Source organism: Panacibacter microcysteis, assembly GCF_015831355.1.
Lineage (GTDB): Bacteria > Bacteroidota > Bacteroidia > Chitinophagales > Chitinophagaceae > Panacibacter > Panacibacter microcysteis.
In genome coordinates, this window is the sequence record NZ_JADWYR010000001.1 from 2,868,594 (window position 1) to 2,890,337 (window position 21,744).

General features: G+C 43.1%; 12 protein-coding genes. 2 read left to right on the forward strand and 10 right to left on the reverse strand.

The genetic code is table 11. From position 1 onward, the window contains the following. The first annotated feature begins 28 nt into the window (after positions 1-28). Positions 29-1,312, forward strand: a complete 1,284-nt coding sequence (locus tag I5907_RS11750; RefSeq protein ID WP_196990902.1) for an amidohydrolase — start codon at positions 29-31, stop codon at positions 1,310-1,312. A 168-nt stretch (positions 1,313-1,480) separates the two neighbouring features. Here the strand turns inward: I5907_RS11750 and I5907_RS11755 are convergent, their stop codons facing one another. The 4 genes from I5907_RS11755 to I5907_RS11770 all read right to left on the reverse strand — a co-directional run bounded on the left by I5907_RS11755 (position 1,481) and on the right by I5907_RS11770 (position 8,070). Next, positions 1,481-1,945 (reverse strand): lipocalin-like domain-containing protein, encoded by a 465-nt coding sequence (locus I5907_RS11755; RefSeq protein ID WP_196990903.1) that lies wholly within the window; start codon positions 1,943-1,945, stop codon positions 1,481-1,483. Positions 1,946-2,145: 200 nt separating this feature from the next. Then, positions 2,146-3,087, reverse strand: a complete 942-nt coding sequence (locus tag I5907_RS11760; protein WP_196990904.1) for a BT_3987 domain-containing protein — start codon at positions 3,085-3,087, stop codon at positions 2,146-2,148. Positions 3,088-3,111: 24 nt separating this feature from the next. Then, positions 3,112-4,623: a SusD/RagB family nutrient-binding outer membrane lipoprotein gene (locus tag I5907_RS11765; protein ID WP_196990905.1), complete on the reverse strand. Its 1,512-nt coding sequence runs from the start codon at positions 4,621-4,623 to the stop codon at positions 3,112-3,114. A gap of 207 nt (positions 4,624-4,830) precedes the next feature. Next, positions 4,831-8,070 carry a SusC/RagA family TonB-linked outer membrane protein gene (locus tag I5907_RS11770; protein ID WP_196990906.1) on the reverse strand — a complete coding sequence of 1,080 codons (3,240 nt, stop codon included), beginning with the start codon at positions 8,068-8,070 and terminating at the stop codon, positions 4,831-4,833. 868 nt (positions 8,071-8,938) lie between these two features. Between I5907_RS11770 and I5907_RS11775 the strand changes: the two genes are divergently transcribed. Continuing rightward, positions 8,939-10,546 (forward strand): amidase, encoded by a 1,608-nt coding sequence (locus I5907_RS11775; protein ID WP_196990907.1) that lies wholly within the window; start codon positions 8,939-8,941, stop codon positions 10,544-10,546. An 18-nt stretch (positions 10,547-10,564) separates the two neighbouring features. Here the strand turns inward: I5907_RS11775 and I5907_RS11780 are convergent, their stop codons facing one another. The 6 genes from I5907_RS11780 to I5907_RS11805 all read right to left on the reverse strand — a co-directional run bounded on the left by I5907_RS11780 (position 10,565) and on the right by I5907_RS11805 (position 21,591). Continuing rightward, the gene (locus I5907_RS11780; protein ID WP_196990908.1) at positions 10,565-10,897 is read right to left on the reverse strand and encodes a hypothetical protein; all 333 of its coding nucleotides are present in this window, start codon (positions 10,895-10,897) and stop codon (positions 10,565-10,567) included. Between the two features lie 56 nt (positions 10,898-10,953). Continuing rightward, positions 10,954-11,514, reverse strand: coding sequence for a glycoside hydrolase family 73 protein (locus I5907_RS11785; protein WP_196990909.1), 561 nt, complete (start codon positions 11,512-11,514; stop codon positions 10,954-10,956). A gap of 396 nt (positions 11,515-11,910) precedes the next feature. Then, positions 11,911-15,636, reverse strand: coding sequence for a hypothetical protein (locus I5907_RS11790; protein WP_196990910.1), 3,726 nt, complete (start codon positions 15,634-15,636; stop codon positions 11,911-11,913). A 293-nt stretch (positions 15,637-15,929) separates the two neighbouring features. Then, entirely contained in the window at positions 15,930-17,624 is a 1,695-nt protein-coding gene (locus I5907_RS11795) for a hypothetical protein (protein WP_196990911.1), read from the reverse strand. 108 nt (positions 17,625-17,732) lie between these two features. Beyond that, a complete protein-coding gene (locus I5907_RS11800) occupies positions 17,733-17,924 on the reverse strand; it encodes a hypothetical protein (RefSeq protein ID WP_196990912.1) in 192 nt (63 codons plus the stop codon). Positions 17,925-18,504: 580 nt separating this feature from the next. Continuing rightward, positions 18,505-21,591, reverse strand: coding sequence for a ligand-binding sensor domain-containing protein (locus I5907_RS11805; protein ID WP_196990913.1), 3,087 nt, complete (start codon positions 21,589-21,591; stop codon positions 18,505-18,507). Positions 21,592-21,744 lie beyond the last annotated feature (153 nt).

Below are 21,744 nucleotides of genomic sequence, written 5' to 3' on the forward strand. Positions count from 1 at the left end.
GCGAAGATTTTACATTTATATTTATACAATGAAGTATATAACACTACTTTTTATAATGGTGCCCTGCATGGCGATGGCACAAATAAAACAGGCCATACCTGCGGAGCGTATAAATGCAGTAATGCCAAAAGTAATAGAATGGCGCAGAAATTTTCACCGGCAACCCGAGCTGTCTAACCGCGAATTTAAAACTGCTGCTATTATCGTTCAATACCTGCAATCATTGGGGCTTGAAGTAAAGTACCCGGTTGCAAAAACCGGTGTTGTTGGCATTTTAAAGGGTGGCAAACCAGGCCCGGTTATCGCACTTCGTGCAGATATGGACGGGCTGCCGGTTACAGAAAGAAATGACCTGCCGTTTAAGTCTGTGGTGAAAGATACATTCAGTAGTCAAACCGTTGGCGTTATGCATGCCTGCGGTCACGATGCCCACATGGCTATGTTGCTTGGTGCGGCCACCGTGCTGAGCAACATGAAAAAAGATATTGCGGGTACGGTTGTATTTCTTTTTCAGCCCGCAGAAGAAGGCGCCCCGCAGGGCGAAGAAGCCGGTGCGCCATTCATGGTAAAAGAAGGCGCCATGGACAACCCTAAGGTAGAAGCTGTATTTGGGTTACATATTATGACTTTTCTCGAAGCCGGCACCATCGGTTACAAACCCGGGGCATTAATGGCATCATCAGACTGGTTTACGGTAAAAGTGAAAGGCAAGGGCAGCCATGGTTCGCAGCCCTGGCTGGGCGTAGACCCGATTGTTGCCTCAACACAGATTATACAGGGTTTACAAACCATTGTGAGCAGGCAGGAGAACATTGCCAAAGCGCCGGTAGTTATTTCAGTTGGTAGTATCAACAGTGGTAACAGGCCCAATATTATTCCTGAAGATGCGATGTTTAATGGTACCATACGCACACTGGATGCAGCTACGCGTAAGGATGTACAAAAAAGGATAAAGCAAACAGCGGAAGCTATTGCTTCATCATCCGGCGCAACAGCCACGGTAACTTTTGATGAGAAGACGCTGGTAACTTTTAACGACTCTGCGCTTACAGAGCGCACGGTACCTGCATTACAGGCAGCAGCAGGCAAAGACAATGTAAAAGTGATCAACTGGATAACAGGCTCTGAAGACTTTTCTTATTTTGGTGAGAAAGCCCCGGCATTTTTCTTCTTCATAGGCGGTTCACCCAAAGGAAGCGATCTTACAAAAGTGCCAGCACACCACACAGCGGATTTCTTTATTGATGAAGCAGGTTTGGAAACAGGTGTCAAAGCTTTTGTTGAAATTGTTTTGCATTACAAAGCAAAGTAAGTGGCAGTAGTTGTGCAATAAGGTTGCTGATGGAAGATATTATATACACGATGTTACGTAGTATGTACGATAAAAATGCCCCGGCTTTTATTTCCTTTTCGTATGCCGCCAGCAACCGCACCACTTTAAGCCTTACACCCTAAGCCTTACACCTTAACCCTTACACCTTCATCCCTGCTTCACTCTCACATACTTCTCAATATTGATACGATCAATGCCCAGGCTGTCAATTTTCTCAATGCCTTGTTGTACCAACGTATCGTTGTGTATGGTAATGGTAAAATGAAAGTCGTTGCCTTCCCAGCCCCTGTCGTTACAAAACTCAAGGTGTTCTGTATAATTACTGTCCTGCAGATTGTAGGTTCCTGCACCGGATGTATAAAATGCCGTGCTGTCTTTGCCTCTGCCAAGATCGTGGCCAACAAATGCAAAGTGTGATTGGTTGAGTACTTTAATAAAGGATTTACCGGTTGTATAGTCTGTAACGGCGGAGTCTCCCTTTTCTATGAGTATGCCGGTTACAAGTTTCCATGTACCCTGCAGTGGTAAAGTTGTTGCGGCCGTTTCTTTTACAGGCTGTTGACAGGCAATGAATGCAGTAATAAACACAAAGAGACAGATAGCTGGTTTCATAAATGATGGGTAATGTGGGCAACAAGATAATGAATAAACCTGTTGAAGGATGCAGAACAAGACCGGGCCAGATGCTGCATAGCGATATACAGTACAAGAGTGCGACGCAACAGTTGCCCGATGCATGTACTGTAGCCTGGTACCAAATAAAAAAACCACTTGTTTTACGAAGTGGTTTTTATGTTGCAGGCGAAAGTGCCTTATTGCATTTCCAGTATTTCTTCTGTTACGCGCCAGCCGGTAGAGCCCATGTACCCGTAGCGTACATAAAATGTTTTGGCAGCCGGATCGTAGGTGTTGTTGCATTGTGCAGAGCCGCTCCATTGTGGTGTATAACCGGGATTGGAAGATGGTAAGCCTGCATCGAATTGCGTGTAAGGCGCGCCTGCTGCACCGGGTGCTGCGGTAATGGTAAGCTTGTATGTAACGGGATCAACATAGACCCATGCCTGGTAGCCGGAGCCGCCAAGATCTCCAAGATCAACGGCAACAGTATTGGCGTCAACAGTAGAAATATATTTATTGTCTGCAATGCCTCTTGGTGAGCTTGGGTGGTACAGAAATCCTGTGGTGGTATAGTTTCCTTCGTATGCATTTTTAATAACGATAGCCACTATGCCGGTGCTAAGATTTCCGCTTACATCAAAACCGCTCTCCTGTATGCCGGTAATCCTGAAACCCGCAGCCCACGTGGTTCCCAGGAAGGCAGACGGTTTGAATTTTACTTTTACAAAAGCAGTATTGGAACCTTTTGGAATGGTAACAACGCCACCATCTTCAATTGTAATAAATGCAGAGGGGTCTGCATACCCGGTGCCATTGGCATCGTTGTAGGCATCAACCAGGCTTTGGTCTGCAACAACTGTTACATGCAGGTCCTGCGGTGCAGGATCTTTTGTGGCCAGGTTAACCGGTACCAGCGAAACAACAGTATCATTATCTGAGTTGTCAAACGAAGCAATCAGGAAGTTGCTCACATCGCCTGCCGTTAGTTTTATTTCAACTATGGAAGGTGTATTGTCGCCAGGCGTTACTGATTGTATAATGCCGTCTTCATAATCTTTATCTTTCAGGCAACTTGTAAAGCCTATTACAATTGTTGCAAGCGCCAGTGCTGCAGATTTTATTTTAAATAGTTTCATATTCGTTTGCTTTTAGCATAAATATTATGGTTGCCAGAAAATTTTGGTCGTGAATTGGTCTATATCACCCACTGCAGAAACATTCTCGTTGTTTGTGGTATACTCGCTTTGCGGGTAGAGCAAACGCAACGGCAGGCTGTTGCCGATTCTGCCGGGGTTATTGGAGATAAAGCCATCGGGCAAAAAGTGCAGTCTTCTTTCGTCGGCCCACGCTTCCCGCGGGTCAATGGTGGTAAGTGCAATGTATTTCTGCAAGGCAATAAAATCTGCCTGTTCTGCAACAGTAGCGCCGGCATTGTCCCAGGTTGCAATTTCATTGTCCGTCATGTACAAGGCGGCCTCATTGGCTGCATCTTCTACACCCAGCCATACAAATGATTCTGTAACGGCTGCTTCGTAAGCAGCTCTTGCATCACCGGCCATCCAGCCCCTGGCAATTGCTTCCGCTTCAAAGAACATCCCTTCAAAAGATGGTATCAGCCATTGGTCCTGGTCTGCACTGCGCGCAACACCCGGCCCGAAATACGATGCCTGCGACTGGGTGGGGTTACCGGTTACCAGTCCATAATCGCTGCCTACAAAGAAACCACCTGCTGTAGTAAAGAACCTGTCTGTACGCGGGTCGTTATAATTCAGCAGCAGGCTTAGTATATAGTTATTTGGAGCATAGCCACCTGCAGCTTTGTTACCGGTTGGTGTAAAGCCATAGTTGCCATAGAACGGAGATTGCTTTGCCTGTGCATTGTTAAAACCCGGGTTTACAGATATACTTTCACCGGCACCTATAACGCCGCCATTCGCTTCTATTTTAGCAATCTCTGCGGTTGGTGTAAAACCCGGCACTTCAGATTGCCTTATCAGCATACGCAGCTTCAGCGTATTGGCAAATTTAATCCACATATCCTGGTCGCCATGGTTAACCACATCAACTGTTGCAAAAGAAGCAGGCGCAGTTTCCTGCATGTAACTGATGGCAGAATCAAGACTTGCCTGTAACGATACGTAGATGTCCTCTGCTTTATCGTATGCCGGCCTTTTGTATGTTTCTGTCTGGAACGCCTGCGAGTATGGTATATCACCATAAGTGTCTGCCAGTTCCTGGAACATTTTTGCAGAGATGATCATGGCGGCACCTGCCAGTACTTTGTTATCGTTGGCCAGTGCTTTTGTTTTGGTCAGGTAGAGGTCAAACAGCACACCATAATCGCGCTGCCATGGCACATCACCAAAAGCAAAATCTATGTTGTAGGTGGTTTCAATTTGCTCTACGGCAAAATCTCCGGTGCCGCCCATGTAGCCAACCCAGTTTTGTGCAAACTGTAAGTCTGTCTTTGCACCTTCGCCGCCCACAACAGTACCTATTGTTCTGAAACCCGCAGCAGTAGCGGCCTGCGTAAACAACAGTTCAGGCGTTATGTTTTCGTCTGTGGGCCTGTTGGGATCTTTGTTTACATCCAGGTAGTCTTTGTTGCACGCAGCAAACATGGCACTAAAGACAAGCGCGGTAAACAAGAATCTTATTTGTATTTTTTTCATCGCTAAATTTTTTGCGTTTATACCGGTTGTTATACCGTGTTAAATCATATTGTCGTGTTATCTTTTTGTACTAAGCAGTATTGCTGCTATTGAGCTTTTGTTGTGTCACTCACTTGTACGTTCTGTTCATTATGCAGCACTAATCACAGTCAGTGTTTCAGTCGTGTGCTTCACCTTAGACCTTTCACCCTCCACTTTACACCCTTCTTAGAACTGCACCAGTACCGAACCGCCAAACAATCTTGAAGCAGGCGACTGGAATGAACTTGCAAGCCCAAACGTATTGCCAAGTGTAGAGTAGTTAAACTCAGGATCGCCCCATTGGTTAGACTTTGGTACAAAGAGGAACAAATTCTTGCCTACAGCAGCCACCGTTGCTTTCTTAATGAACTTTGTACCACCCAGCCATTTTGCCGGTAATGTATAAGAGATATTCACCTCACGTAAGCGTATGCTTGCCGCACTTGCAAAGTAGTTGGTTGCAATAGCTGTGTTGGCATTGCCGGATGACCAGAAACCATAGTTGCCATCCTGCACCTGTATGGTTTTATTGTCTACGTATTTGCTGCCATCCCAGTATACAGAGTTGGGAAATACAAAACGTTCGCGGCCATATGCAGCACTTCTTGCAGAAATGCCTGCAAAATCCATATCGGTACCCAGACCTGAATAGAAATTATGACCGCCTTTATAATCCCATGTCATGCTGAATGAAAAATTACCTACGGAGTAAGAAGGTGTGGCACCTATCACCCATAAAGGAATAGATCTGCCTTTTATCACCTGCGAACCCGCCTGCGATGGTAAACCTGTTACGGGGTCAACAATCACTTTACCTGTTGCAGGGTCTCTTGCATAGTCTGTAAGCTGGAAGGCAAATGCAGGCATACCAACTACTGCAATGTTATTGGCGGTAGGCGAGCTGGTAGAATTCTGTATAAAGTTGCTCGAGCCGCCAACAATAACATTGGTATTGCCAAGGGTTCTGGTTACCTTATTGTCGTTATACGTTGCATTGATCTTAAAGTCTATACGGCCTTTGCCTACGTTGATCAAAGGGCTTAGACCGAGGTCCATTTCAACACCGTAATTTTTAAAGTCTGCGGCATTGGCTAAACCAAATGCGTAACCGGTAGTGCTGGACTGTGATACAAAAAGTATCTGGTTGGTGTTATTCTGGTTAAAGTATGTTGCTTCAATGTTGATCCTGTTTTTCATGAAGCCCACTTCTATACCTACTTCTTTTGTATTTACAAATTCGGGTTTTATACTTTGGTCAGGGTAGGTGCCATCTGCGCTAAAACCTGCCGTACCGCCATAAGGGAAGTTGATCGGCTGTGAATAGGTGCCGGCCAGCGCATACGGGTTCAGGTTTACATTTCCTGATTTGGAAATGGCACCTCTTAATTTCAGGTAAGAAATAACATTGCTGTTCTTAATAGCCGGTATGGCATCCGACAATACCAACGAGGCATTGGCAGCGGGGTAGAAGAACGACCTGTTGGCTTTGCTCAGCCTGCTGTCCCAGTCATTTCTGCCGGTGAACTCTACGTTTGCCCAGCCTTTGAAGCTAAAGCCTACGCTTGCATACGCAGATATCAGCCTGGAAAGGATATCATAATTAAAGCTGCCCAGTGTAGAGCCCAGTGCAGTATTGCCATAAATCGGCAGGTTGGCTGTGTTGCCGCCAAATGTTGGAATAAAAGCATCGCCACTGCGCACGGCCACGTTGTACAATGCCGGTACCACAAGATTGTTACCACCAATGGCCACATCTTTTGAGCGGTTCTGCCTTAGCATACCACCTGCGATGTACTTTACACTAAAATCTTTTGCTATATCACGCTCACCACTCAGGAAGTAATCAAGGTTAATCCTGGAGGTGTAGCTTTCATCTTCAAACACTGCACCCGGCTGGTTAGAGAAGTTTGTGGGGCTTCTTGTAGCATGCGCAAATTCTGATACGACGATCGGCGCATTCGTGTTCTTAAAGTTGGCAAAAGAAAGATTGGTGCTCAACCTGCCTGTTGCTCTCAGCCATGGGAATAGCTGGTAGTTTACATCTAAATTACCGATCAGGTTATCACTGCGGCCCTTAGTTCTGATGTTGCCTACAAACCAGTAAGGACTAACCGCAAAATCGTTGTAGTAATTGGAATAGGTCGAATATTTTCCATTCTGCCAGTCTTTGTAGTCAAGCAGTGGTACGTTGCTGGCTACCTGCATTACCAGGAAGAAGAGGCCACCATTGTAAGCTGTTGGTATCGATGTTTGCAAACCGGCTTCATTTACCACATCGTAATTCTGCAAAATGTAATTTATGCCATAGTTTACTGAGAACTTACCATATTTTTTGCCGCCATTGAAACGGAAACTGGTACGCCTGTTTCTGTCATCAGGTATCAAACCTTTAATCTTGGCATCTTCCAGGCTTACATAAAAATCTTCCCCTGCTATCGTTGCAGAATTCTGCCAGGTAAGACCAGAGTTCCAGAATTTTATTTTGTCTTTATAACGCTCATTGGTGTAAGGCAACATTTGTACAGAACCATCTTCCAGCGGTCTGCCTACAGGCTGCATGCTGCCATCGAAACGTGGGCCGTATTGCTGGTTTTCATATGGTACATAACCATAGTTGCCATAAGGGTCCAGTACTTCACCTGCACCTGCGCCAAACTCTTTCTGTATTTTGGGAAAGAAAGAAACTTTGGTGGCCTGTAAAGTAGATGTGAGTGTAACGGTTGGCACTTTACCGCCTTTCTTTGTTGTAATGACAATAACCCCGTTTACTGCGTCGGGGCCATAGATGGCAGCAGATGCAGCACTTTTAAGTACAGTCAGGCTTTGTACATCATCCGGCGGAATAGAAGATAAATAGCCAAGTGGTGTTGGCGCTCCGTCTACTACCAGCATTGGCTGGTTATTACCGGTTAATGATCGTATACCACGAATATTGATCTTCGCATTTTCAAATACGCCACTGTTTACCGTTGATATATTTAAACCAGATACTTTACCATTCAGTGCCTGTTCAATATTTACAGACTTACCCTGTGTAAGGGTTTTATTGGTAATGGTGGTAGAAGAATAACCCAGGTCTTTTGCCTGCCGCTGAATACCCAATGCAGTGGTTACAACCACATTGGTCAGTTCATTAGCAACCCTGTTTAGTACAACGTTTACCGGTGCCTGTTCTGTAACGTTTACTTCTGCCGGTTCAAAGTTTACAGCCGTTATTACCAGTACATCGCCTGTTTTAGCGCGTATGCTGAAAGTGCCGTCAGCATTGGCTGCCGTAGCAGTTTGGGTGCCTTTTACAGTAATGGTTGCACCCGCAACAGGACTGTTAGACTGGTCTGTAATTTTTCCGGTTACATTACGAACCTGCGACCTTGCCATCACCGTGGTTAGCATGGCAATCAAAAAGAGCAAGACAAATTTTTTCATAAAGATTAATGTTTGGTTGTACTGTTATTAATTGGTATAGCTGTTTGTTTTTTTCTGAAGCAGTGGTATAGCATGTTTAATAACCGTACCTGAAATGGGTGTTGACTGTTTATGCCTTTGTTCAAAGGCGCATGAACAAGTTCATGACACGCTAAATTGAAAGTTTGCTGTTCATTAACAGGTTGTAAATTCCCGAAGCATGATTAATGATTACCGGAACATGAAATGCTGCAAATGAAGAATCGCTGTCTTTTTATGATACAGATAGCAGATTTTCTAATAACTATAACAGCAGTTAATGGTACTAGCGTTGGTGCTTATCTCAAACACACTACGTATGGGTGATGTACATTTTTTATGATGGTACCGGCAGTTGGTTCTTTGGGCATCGCCTGTTGTGTCACTCACTTCAGCGTTCCGTTTGCATGGCAGCAGCAGCGATCTGTTTCATGCTACCCGCCGCGGGTTATATGCAGGTAATGGGAGCGGCGTTGCTTCGTTTTTTGGTTGCCAACTGGTAGATACGTTTCACAGCCAGGGTGAGCAGTTTGTGTTTTACCTGCTTTTGCCAAACATTGTTTACAGGCAGTACTGTTGCCAATGTACCAATAGCTCTTTTTTAAATACGATTTTTACGGGATATTGAAACGGCTAATGCCGGTCATAAACATACAACCGTTACAATGCCACAGTGCCTCTAACGCTTAAGGTATCGCGCCGGTCTTCGCGTTGATCAGCACTGTTCCTGCAGTAGAAGTGAGTGACACAACAGGTGTTGAGCAATGTACTGCAGCCTGCTCCCAAAAAAAATAGTTAGAAAAACCAACGGCCAGCTATTAATTTTGGTGCACGATCAAAAACACCGGTCATGAAACGAAGAAACTTTCTTCGTCATGGTTCCCTTTTAGGTTTAACGGTTGCAGCTTTACCTGTTCCTTCTATTTCGGCAAGTAAAAAAGCCGGCGCCGCTGTAACTGGCATAACAGACGATTTTGTATTAAACGAGATAACCATTGACGAAATACAGGAACAAATGCAGCGCGGTAAACTTTCTGCCGTGGCTATTACACAGCTTTACCTGCAACGCATTGAGGCCATTGACAGAAAAGGGCCGGCGATCAATGCCATTATTGAAGTGAACCCCGATGCTCTTGCCATTGCCGCGGCTATGGATGCAGAACGTAAAGCCGGTAAGGTTAGAGGTCCTTTGCATGGCATTCCTGTTTTAATCAAAGACAATATTGATACCGCAGATAAAATGATGACCACTGCCGGTGCTTTGGTCATGGAAGGGAATATTGCAAAGCAAGATGCATTTATCGTAAAGCGGTTGCGCGATGCAGGCGCCGTGATACTGGGAAAGACAAACCTGAGCGAGTGGGCCAATTTCAGGTCTACCATGTCGGTAAGCGGGTGGAGCAGCAGGGGCGGGCAAACAAAAAACCCGTATATACTCGACAGGAATCCGTCCGGCTCCAGTTCGGGGGCAGGTGCGGCGGTAGCTGCCAACCTGTGTGTTTTTGCTATTGGTACAGAAACAAATGGCTCTATTGTAAGCCCGGCTTCAGCAAGCGGTATTGTTGGTATAAAACCCACCGTGGGCCTGTGCAGCAGGAGTGGCATTATACCCATATCGCACACGCAGGATACAGCCGGCCCTATGTGCCGCACGGTAAGAGATGCCGCAATTGTATTGGGTGTGCTGGCAGGGCAGGATGCCGGTGATAGTGCCACGCTCAACGATGCTGCGAAAACGGTTACCGATTATACCCAGTTTTTAGATGGGCAAAGACTTGATGGTGTAAAAATAGGTGTAGAGAAAGCACACTACGAGGGCAATGTGTACGTGGTGAATGTGTTCAGGCAGTCTGTTGACATACTCAAAAGCCTGGGTGCAGAAATTGTGGAACTGGATGTTTTAAAGACCATAGCTGAAGCCAGTAATGCAGAGCTTGATGTGTTGCTGTATGAGTTTAAACATGGTGTAAACAACTACCTGCAACAGTCAGCGGCAAGGGTAAGATCATTAAAGGAAGTAATCGAATATAACCGCGAACATGAACACCTGGCCATGCCGTTCTTTCGACAGGAGCTGTTGCGTAAAGCCGACGAAAAAGAAGATCTTGAAAGCAGCGGTTACAAAAAGGCACTCGCTAAAACGTTATCGTCCAGGAAAATCATTAATGAACTGATGCGTGAACAAAAGCTGGATGTATTTTGCGGTGTAACCAGTGGTCCGCCATGCATGATAGATCTTGTAAACGGAGACTATGATACGGGCTTTTTCTTTTCCACACCTGCCGCTATTGCAGGCTTTCCACACATTACGGTACCGATGGGCTTTATACATGGTTTACCGGTGGGTATTTCTTTTTTCAGCGGTGCATTTAAAGAAGGGCAGGTGCTTACAACGGCTTATGTGTATGAGCAGGCCACTAAATTGCGCAGGCCGCCCATGTTTAAAGAGCGCCTTTGACCAGCAGTTGTTACAAAACTATTCAAGTATAAGAATAAGCCCCCACATGATCAGTGAAAGGGCAACAGATGTAAGGCCGTAAAGTATCCAGTTATAAAGATCGGGTATAGGGTTGGTGAGTGTTAGCACACAGCTTATAAACCCGAGAAAAGCACCGGTTCCTAAAATAATAAAACCCCTGGATTGTTTCTTTTCATATACTGCTTTCCTGAAAAGCCTGATGTGTGATACAATGTCTTCTTCGCTAAAGCCCTGCACAGTCAGTTTTTGTTTGATCGCTTCTGCATCAAGCTTTTCAGCAATCCATTGCTGAATGAATTCATTGCTTTCATTAGAAGATGTGTAGTTCATATACAATCGTTTTGGCTAATGAAAGTTAAGGAAAATATACACCTGTGCCAGGCCTGTTATACAGTATTGCCGGCAGCGGGCGGTGTTGCCTGCGTGGTTGTATTGTTGACCGGTATGTGTGCCTCAATCATTTTTACAACGCTGTCTAACGTGGTGGCATAATTGGGATCTGTGGCGTAACCGGCTTTTGCAATGGCATTAATAAAAGCGACAGGGTCTTGCTTTACGGCCAGTGCCCCGGCATACCGCGAGTTATTTAGAAAGAAAGATGCGTGGTCTGTAAAGCTTTCTTCAGGCGTTGCATATTTTCTGAAATAATCTTTCACTTTGTATTTAAACATCTTCACGCCGTTCATTACAACAGGCGTTACACTCAATACCACGGGAAATTTGAGGTCTGCCCTCCGGCTGTATTCGGTGGTAGTTAGCAGTTGCTCATTGGCAGGTGTTGCACCCGGCGCCACTTTTACCCCAAAGAACATATTGCCCGGTGCTGCAGTGCCCCAGCCGCTTTCAACGGCAGCTTGCGCCAGTATAGCAATGGCTGAAATGCCGGTTTTTTGTTCCGTTTCTTTAGCATATGGCAGGTAGGTTGTTACAAAATCTTTTGGGTCCATAGTAGTATCTGGCTTTGTACAAAGCTATCTTCGCTGCCAGTGATTGGCAATGGCGTAAACAGGCTATTTTCAGCTTGCTTTTCAGCAACTGTATAATGGCTGTAAATGAAAGAATGATGATGACAAATGTTTATAAACAGAGAATTTTTATGAGCCCATCATTTGTAATATATGGCGTCGCCTGTTGCGTCGCACTCTTGTACTTTTGGTTCAATATGCAGCAATGCGTTTATTGTCTGCTTATGTGTATACAAACAAATACTGCATCAGTCTTCGCGTTTGTTCAATTAATTTCCTTCACTTGAAGTGAGTGACACAACAGGCGATGCCATGAAATACCACAGTTGATACAATAATCAAACTCAGCTTTTACGCCGGTAAATGCTGCCGCTAAAACTATTTAGGCGGCATGATAGCAAGTTCTAACGAACAACCAGCATAAACTGCGTTGCAAGCAATCTGGCTTACAATAGTCACCGCTTTTACAGTAGGTGAGCCAAAAGCAGCAAAAAATGTAATGGCGCCTCCAAAGTTAAACATTGTGTTTCCGACTAACGTTACAACGTTATTTGCTTTCTGATTCCTTGTATCCGTAGTAGCACCTGCATAAGAATAATATACCGGTACTTCCCAAACTGCGTTTAAAACAGATTCTATAAGCGGAGAAGCGTCTTCCCATGTAACTCCATTTTCAAATGGTGTCTTCCAGCCAGCTTCTTTTGGCGGAGGAGGAGCCTCTGGCTCTACAGCCGGATCAGTATCAGGAATATCGGTAGGAATTGGATTGCCACCACCAACTGTGTTATCCATTCCCAGTGCTACTATTTTCGGAGTTGTTGAAGTAGTGGTAATTCTTGGTACAGCAGTGGCTTTTACGGCAGTAAGAGCGGCTGGTGTAGAAGATTGTACGATTTTAATATCGACAAAGTTTTTTACAACCATTACAGCAGCTATAGCAAAGTTCATAATGTTGTACCAGTTTGCCTGCGGATCGTAAAAATTTTGTATTACCCCTACAATATCAGGCGCTACGTATGGTATATAGCATATTGCATAAACCACTGCTACAAGTTGCCCGGCAAAGCCTTCTGTAAAGACCAGTTTCAATGCTCCAAAGATGGTAACGAGTACGGAACCGGCAAATGCCAGAATATTGGCGATTTTCATCGCAAAATTGTTCGTATCATCACTCCAAACCGGGGTAGCGCCTAATGCTGTGGGTGATGGAGTCATTGCAATCATTGCATCTCCAAAAGCTTTAAGGCTTGTTGCATTGATTAACGCATCTGTTTGAGGATTATCCGGGAATGGTATGGAACCAAAGGCAGTTTCGTAAATGATGTTAAGCGGGATAGCTACTACCAGGCAAACAAGATCCAGGATACTCAGTTCTTCATCTGCAAACAATTTGTATAGTGGAGATATTACCGGAATATTCAGTGGCGCAAGTAATATTTCATTTACAATATCTCCGATTAGTTGTGCAGCGACTTCCAGCAAAGTATCTGCAACATTGGTTGCAGAAGCTATGACCACATCAGCTATGATGGCAATGATTTTTTTTACAAGATCTCCTGCAGATAATGTGGTGCCCTGATTAATAATATCCTGTATCTGTAAAATTGCTCCGCTGATTATGTTTGCCTCCGTACTAATCATGTTGAAAAAATCTGTGAGCAAATCACCAATTACAGACACAGGCCCGTTCCAGTTTGCATTTGGTGCATTATTTTTAGATTGCTGATGTCCCCAGTTTGATTGCGGGGTGTTTTGTCCGGCATCGGTAGTATTGGAAGCAGAAGTGCTTGTTCCGCTATCGGTAGGAAATGTATATCCATCAATTATGCCAGCCCATTGATCAATTTCAGCCATCAGTTCATTAGCGGCCTGGTTAAGCGAATTTTTGGTGTTAAGTATATTGGCGATGGTGTTATTAGAATAATTAATAAACATCGACCGAATTACTTTATGTGTTCTTACATAATTGTTCCAATTAAAGATCATGCCCAGCCATTTCACCAGGTCATCAAAGAATACTTTGATTTTACCGATTACAAATTTTACACCTTCCACAATATCATTGATCAGCCTGATGGCAAAGTGATAGATCTCGTTACCGAGTGTAACGAAGAAGTGCGTTATCTCATCAAAGATCTGCAGTTCCATGGTTACCACCTGGTCAACGAGGTTTTTCAGCCAGTTCCATGCATCGGCGGCCCATAGTTCAATAGGGTCATTTGCAGCTACTGCACCAAGTGCTGTGGCGCCTGCACCGGTTGCTGCAGGCTTATGAAGCAGCACTCCCAATTGCTGGGCGTGTGCAATGTTATCATAATATACCAGTTTGCCTTTTACTGTATGCAGGCCTACTATTTTTTTAGGTGTTCTTTTGGTAATGGGTACAGCAGCAGCGGCCGTGGCACTTGTAGCAGCAGTGGGTTTAAGCGTGCCATCTGCAGGCAGGCTGGATTGCTGTGCCACAAATTGCGAGATGTATTGTGCTATTGCATCCTGCTGGTCTGCATAGGTAGTGCTCACCAAAGGTGTACTGTTGCCTTTTTCATCCTGTACATTAACATTGAGGTCAGTTCCCGTTTTTACAGGTGTCAGTTTGGCCAGCACGTTGGTCATGGGGTTTATAACCGCTGTTGTGGTACCATCTGTTACTTTAAAAAATATCCCGCTGAGGCTATCTGTTCTCTGCTGAACATTTATGGTACCTGTTTCATCGCAACTGATCTGTAAAGGTGTATTGGGGTACAGCACATGATATGCATTGTTTATATACACGCTGCATCCTGCTGTTGAAGAGATAGTAACAGGCTCATTGTATAATGGTATGTTGTTATCGTCAGTTAAACGGATGTGCGTTGTAAATGTATAGTTCTCTACATAATCATTAACATCGGCAGAAGGCAGCAGGATGTTACGTGTTGTCCATTGCTTTGTATGGGCATCCTGTGTAAGCTGTATAAGTGTATCATCCTGCATATGAGCAAAGACGATCACGCTGTTTTGTACCCCGTTTATGTAAGTAGCAATGCCTTCCACACCTGTAAGAATGGCAACAGGGTAACTCCATGCTGTGGTTGTAGCTTCAGAACCCGGTGTACAGGAAAGATAAAATATCTGGCCCTGTTCGTTTAGGCCCCATACGAGTGTTTGGGTGGCGGAATTATTTACATGCAGTTTTTGAACGCCCTGCAATATGGCATTGGAATAGATGAGTGTAGGTGTAGGTGTCGCACCGGTTGTACCTGTTTGTTGATCGTAAGAGAGATAGTACAAAGCTCCGCCTGCTGCTACAAAGAGATCTGTATAGGGCGATTGTCTTACAGAGACAGCCATTGCGGTAGTGGTAGCCGGAATAGTAAAGTTGGTGGTAGGTGCTGCTGTTCTGGGTGAGTAGGCATTGAATACGGGTGTATAGATCAGTTGTGGCAGGTTAAGTATGGTGCCTAGTGTGTAGACACCATCAACGCCCTGGCCCGATTTACGACCCACACAACTGGTAATGGTACCGGCTTCAAAATCTGCGGCAACATCATGCTCGTTCCAGAAATGTCCGGTATTTTTTTTAGAAGGGTCAATGTAGTAACGATAAATACTTTTGATAGGGCTCGATGGGTCTTCAAGAATATCTGCAATAATGTATTCACCGGCACCTGCTTCTGCAAGAAAGACATCGGCAATAGCCAAAGTTTTATAGGTTCTGGCAGTATCATCAAAAGGCATGGCAGTCCATTTAATGGTATCTGCAGCCCATGCGGCATCCGTATTGGTATTGCCAAGGGAAACAAAGAGGCTATCATTACCATTAACGGTTACCACAAGAGCAATATCAATAAGCCCTGTAGCAACATTTTGAGCAACATCGAAAGTTTTGGCAACGATGGTGGCATTACTGAAGTTAGCAGAGAGCGCAGAGCTGAAATCGAATCTAGACCAGCCATGTGTATCAGCAGGTATTTCTCTGGTGCAATAGAATATGTTGTCGGTACCAATAGAGAAGAAAAGCGAATTACCTTGTTGTGTTTGCAGTACCTCAAACTGCTTATCAGGAGCCATGATTACAGCATGCTTCTGATTCTTCATTAATTCTGTGGAGTTTACAATTTTCATAACTAATAGTTGTAACGTTATCACCTTTATGAAATGTTATTCAAAACGGTGATAACGTAAAATGATATAATGGTATTAATGATAAGGATTCCAGGAAACTGATCGCCGGAGAAGCCATAAAAGAGGAACCGTGAACCGAGCGTGGCAACAGGCGATGCCATGAAAAACTACATTTGGTGCAATAATTAAATTCAGTTTTCACGCCAGTTAATGCTGCCGCTGAAACAATAACAGATTAAGCATTCAGTGCAACTAAAGACAATGCCTGCGATCAAATAATTCTTATTTGATTATCAGGTTAGTTCGAGATATGTAATGCGGGAAATCAGATCCTGGTTGTCTGAAAACGTTACATCTTTAAAGGAGAAACTATTACCTCCCGGGAAAACATATGTTTGCAGATTTGTAATGGAGATATCTGTTAAACTTGTTGATACCATTTGGCTTACGCCGTTTTGAATCTGATTAAGAATTGAAGCTGCAACATTCAGATTTTCCCATCCCGGGTCTGAAGGCCCTTTTGATGCATCTGTTGTATTGCTGGATAATGTCATTAGCATTTTGCCATGGTCATCTACTGTAAGTGTGTAGGTGTCTGTAATTGTTTTGTCAATGATATTTCCGGATGCAGGGTTACTACCCATATAACTGATGCTTACATAAATTATCAGGTGTTGGGTTATGATAATCTGATTATTAGAAAATTCGACCGTAGCATTCATACTTGCATTTTGTGCCATTTGTGCGATATCTCCATTCGCGCCGGCAGAATCTGCAGCGGACGAATTATAACTAAATGTAAGAACGGTACTTCCTGTATCATTCAGGGTGACTGTTGGAGCCTGGTTACCTGCTAATCCGGAAGAATATAAAGAGCCGGTTAAACTGCATGTAACACTTGATGAGTAACAATTTTTTGAAATAAGCGGTGTTAATATGTCTTTGTAATAATTAACCAGCAGAGACTTGTTCACTGCTACAACACCATGGTAGTTGCTTAATTGTGTATAATCATCAAACCAGTTCCAGTTAAACTGGTTACCAATAATGGAAGCTGATGCATTGGTGCTGCACAAATAATTTAGTGTGCATAAGCTTTGCTGGTCTGTGGTAGGGTTTGGAATAAGTGTACCAGTACTATCAACCGCGCCATCAGCATACATGTCAAGCTTTTTAATATTGAAAGTAGAAGGAGCCAGGTCGGGTACGGTAACGGCATAGTTTAATACCGGTTGTTGATATGCTTTTAAACTGGCGAGATATAAACCAATAAATTCGGTTTGTAATGCGATGTATACAGGGTCTGTGGGTTCAATACCGGATATGGTTGGTATTGTAAGAGGAACTGCGTTATCAAGATCCAGCAATAACTGTTGCACACTAAAAGCACCATTTAGTGTTTTCGTGTATGCCATCACAGACGGCGGCAAGTTTGTTTCATCTGTAATTGTCTTTAGCGGAATAGAAGAAGTAAACATCCATGGGTCAGAAGCTGGCTGAGACTCATTAGTAATGCCTAAATAGTTGCCGAGTCTGCCAAAATTAGTTTGCACAACCTGGAATGTAGCGCAATAAATATTATAAGTCACAGATTGAAGACCTGGGTTTAATGTTACAATATCCGGTGCAGGTAATAAACCTGCCGGTATACCGATTTGTGCTTTGAAACCATAGGCAAAAGGAGATTTTGCGAAATTGTTTACATCTGTTGGCACAGAGCCTGTGCCTGAGATATTATAGGTTGCTACTGAAAAAGGATCTGTTCCGGACGAAGACGCCAACACCTCAGCTTCTGTCATTTCGTAAAAAGCGTTGGAAGCGTTTATGCCATAATATTTTGTAATAACAGGTAACGGGTGTGTAGATTTAGAACCATTAATATCACTATAATATTGCTTCATTGTAGCATTTATAGAATCCTGCGTTGTTGCTACAACGATATCGTAACCATATTTTGATGATGAAAGATTTGATTGATTGATACTCATGATTTTTAGTTTTGAAGTTTGTTTAATTGAAGCAACAGTGTATTAAAGTTTTTTAGTAAATACATTGCCGCGTTATAAAATTGAATGTGAAATAACGCTTACGTATTGCTATTTCGATACTGATTGACTGTTATTTTCAACAGTCTTCTGCTGTTGGGAGAAATGATCCTGCAACAGCATGGTATTAACTGTTGCGGAGGATACCCATTTGGCAATACTGCCCGCCAGTGACCTGTTGATGCTGAAGAAACTTCGTATGGTTTCTTTTACGTTGGTTGCAGAGGAAGTGATGTAGTTCATTGTTTTGGTTTTTTTGTGAAAAAAATTTGTCAATAAAAATTATCGTCCATTGGTATGTGGCAATACATCATTACTACCACTGCATTAATGCCAAAGCGTTGTGGTATACGGTCAACGATACGATTTGTATGGTGTGGTTACACACAATACAAAGCCGCTGGCCGCAGTATCATTAAAAGGGTAGTGTCTCTGTTCCGCAGATGTTTTAACTTACTGGATTGGTATCTCTGCTTCAAAAATGTTGCTTGCTTACTTCTATATCTGCGAGGTATGATATTTTATTACTGAAACCGTACACAGCATCACTGCATACCCGGGTATGTGTTTACGCTGTTCATTGCATTGCAGCAAATGTTCATGTAATCGTCCACTTGTTTAAAGCCGCGAAATTCTGTTTATCAATTATAGTTGGTTTATATGCCGGTAATCTTTTGCTGATCCGTATTACAATTCTTTCAAGGCTTGTAAAATGGTACACCGCAAAGCCTTGCAGCCCGTTTCGGTTAGCGGTCAAGATTTCTATGCAATTGCAAATCTAATTATGCACAATAGTTTGCACAATGGCCATTTCAGGCCATTTTTAGCTGGCATTAAAACTTAGCACGACTGCTGTTCCTTTACCTGTTTGCGTATTAATGGAGAGTTTGCCTTTGAGCATTGCTGCGCGGTTTTGCATATTTGTAAGGCCGTTGCCGGTGCCCGGGGCTTTCGTTATATCAAAACCTTTTCCGTCATCTTTAATTGTAAGCTGAATAAAATTATTTACGATGTTGAGGCTGATCCAAACATGCCGGCCATCTGCATATTTGGCTATGTTGTTTAGTACTTCTTTATAGATGAGGTAGAACTCACGTCTTTTTTCCATGCCAATTTTAATGCGGTTGAGCGCCTCGCTAAATTCAAAATGTAGCGTATAACCTTTTGGTTCCAGCAATTGAGAGGCATGTATGCGTATGCGGCTTCCAATTCTTTCAAATGCGTCATTTTTGGTATTGATGCTCCAGACGATATCGTTCATAGATTCCATGATCTCTTCTGCAAAATCTTTGATCTTATTAACCAGTGGTTCATTATCGAAATCAACGCTTCTAATCTGGTCCTGCATGATTTTGGAGTATATAGCAATCGTACTGATAGATGAACCCACTTCATCGTGCAAATCCATGGCAATACGGTTTCTTAATTTTTCAAGCATTGCAAACTGGGCCAGTCTAAATCGATATAAACCATATAAAATGCAGGCTATTGCTATAATGGTAAGCAGGTAAAACCACCAGGTATGGTACCATGGCTCCAGGACAATTACAGCAATTGATGTTTGCCTGTTGCCCCAGTTGTCACTTTCATAACTTGCCTGTACAATAAACCTGTATTCGCCGGGGTCCAGGTTTGTGTAAGTGGCTTCATGTGCAGTACCTGAAAAGATCCAGTCTTCGTCAAAACCCTCCATTTTGTAGCGGTACAGGATATTTCCCTGCCTGCGGTAATCTACGGCTGCAAACTGAATGGCCACAACATTCTGTTTGTATTTGAGCCTTATTTCGTCAGCATAATTAATGCTTTTATTAATAGGGCAGTCTTCGTCTGTTAGTTTAACTGATTTATTGAACAAACGCAGATCGGTAAAAACAACTTCTGCCGAATTCAATGTATTTATCTGTTTTGGATCGAAATAATTTATACCATTCATGCCACCAAAAACAAGCAAACCCGCAGACGTTTTACAAAAAGCATAGCGGTTGAATTCATTACTTTGTAATCCATCATTTACATCATAATTTCTAAAAACCTTTGTACGTGGATTAAATGCAGAAAGCCCCTGGTTTGTACTTAGCCAGACATTTCCATCGTCTCCGGGCAGTATGCCATAAATAACATTATCGGCAAGCCCATCCTTCCTGGAATAACGCACAAATTTGCCGGTGTATTTGTCTAGCCTGTTAAGGCCGCCACCTTTGGTGCCAACCCACAGGTATCGTTTAGGTTGCTTAATATCATTGCATAAGCTGTAAATAAAATTACTGCTTAAAGAAGCAGAATCTCCCGGCCGGGCGTAATAAGCGTCTTTCATTTTTTGTGTAAGCAGATCAAAGCTAAACAAGCCATGTATTGAGCCCAGCCACAATGTATTTCCGTCTTCATAAATCGTCTGTAAAAAATCCGTTTCAAAATCCGGCGCTTTAAACGGGTAGTTGAATTTTGTGAAGGTGTTTAAAGAAGGGTCAAAACGAACGAAGTACTTTTTATAACCCATCCATAAAGTATTCCTTTTGTCTGCGTATATGGTATAAATGTCACTGGGTGCCTCATCAAACAGCAGCTCGTGTGTCTGTTGTTTATTGGTGGCCAGGTTATAGTAGTAAAGCTTATGATGTTCGGGTATCCATAAATTACCACTTGTATCTACAGCATATTGAACAATGAAACTGTTTGCGAATTTTTCTTTTAAAGCCTGCATTACCGGGTCTTTCTTCTGGCGAAATTCATTGTTGGCCAGCGTGATCTTATCAAAATTCCTGGTTATCAGTTCTCCATTTTTCGTTTCGAGTATATGGTAATGTATCGTGTTAGCTAAAACATGGTGAAAGCGTTCTGTTTCAGGATCGTATTTAAAAATACCGTGGCCGGCTGTTCCTATCCACAAAATATTTTGCCTGTCTGAGTAAATCGTTAACGGGGCCTTAAGTGCAAAATTTTGTGCAGAGTCGGCAGGTATATTGAGAGATATTTCATTGGTAGGTATGTGTATTCTGTATAATGAACCGCTGTCTGTAGACCATATCATCTGGTTGTTGCCAATAACCCATGCATGCCGTGCCACCTGGTCTTTATTAGAAAACATTTTATGCGGCAGGTTAAAATCGTAACCAGGAAACCTGGTAATGTCTGCACCATTAATAAAAAGACTGTAGCTCGATGTATCTTCCGCTATACCCGGAACGTAATTTTTATCTTTAAGCTGGTACGAATATTTTTTGTGCAGCGTGTATGTGTTGTCTGGCTGAAAAACCAATTCATAAAGAGTAGAAGTATCTGCAACATAAGTATGTCCCCTGCTATCGGTAAACACATTACCGAGTACCGCTTTGCCTGTAAGCCCGGCATTATTGTTTCCATATTTCAGGTGCGTAAATCTCAATTCATAGTTTTCAAAAAAATTAGTTGTTTTCTTTTTATTGCGGTTTTTGGGTATTATCTGCATGCGGTCTATTCCCCTGTCCGTATTTATCAGGAGGGCTCCGCTTTTATCACTGCATACCGATAATATCTTGTCCGATATCAACCCTTTTGAATTCCTGTGCACAATGTGATAGAATTTATTGTATTCCCGGTCAAAAAAGTCTAAGCCATTATTGCGCGATCCTATCCAAAGTCTTCTTTGCCCATCTTCGTAAACGAAAGTAAGATCATCACTGCCTATTGATGTCGAATCATAAATGTCATGGTGATAAACATAAAAATTATAGCCATCATATTTATTCAAACCATCAGCCGTGGTAAACCACATAATACCCGATGCATCCTGTGTAATGGAATTAACAAAACCCTGCGAAAGCCCGTCGTTTATGGTAAGCGATTTAAACCTGAGTAAATTGCTGTTTTGTGCAAACACGCCTGTTTGCATAAGCATAAAAAATAATGAGAGGTAGCGAAGGGGCCAGATCATTTGTGGTGTATACAACCACGAATAAAATGACTTCAGCGCCAACAGCCTAATTAAATTATAAAGGCATGTGGATAAGATGAATAAAAAAAATAAAGTGTTACATGCTGATTATTAAATAGTCTATACAATGGCTTTTGTTTAATACGAAAATAT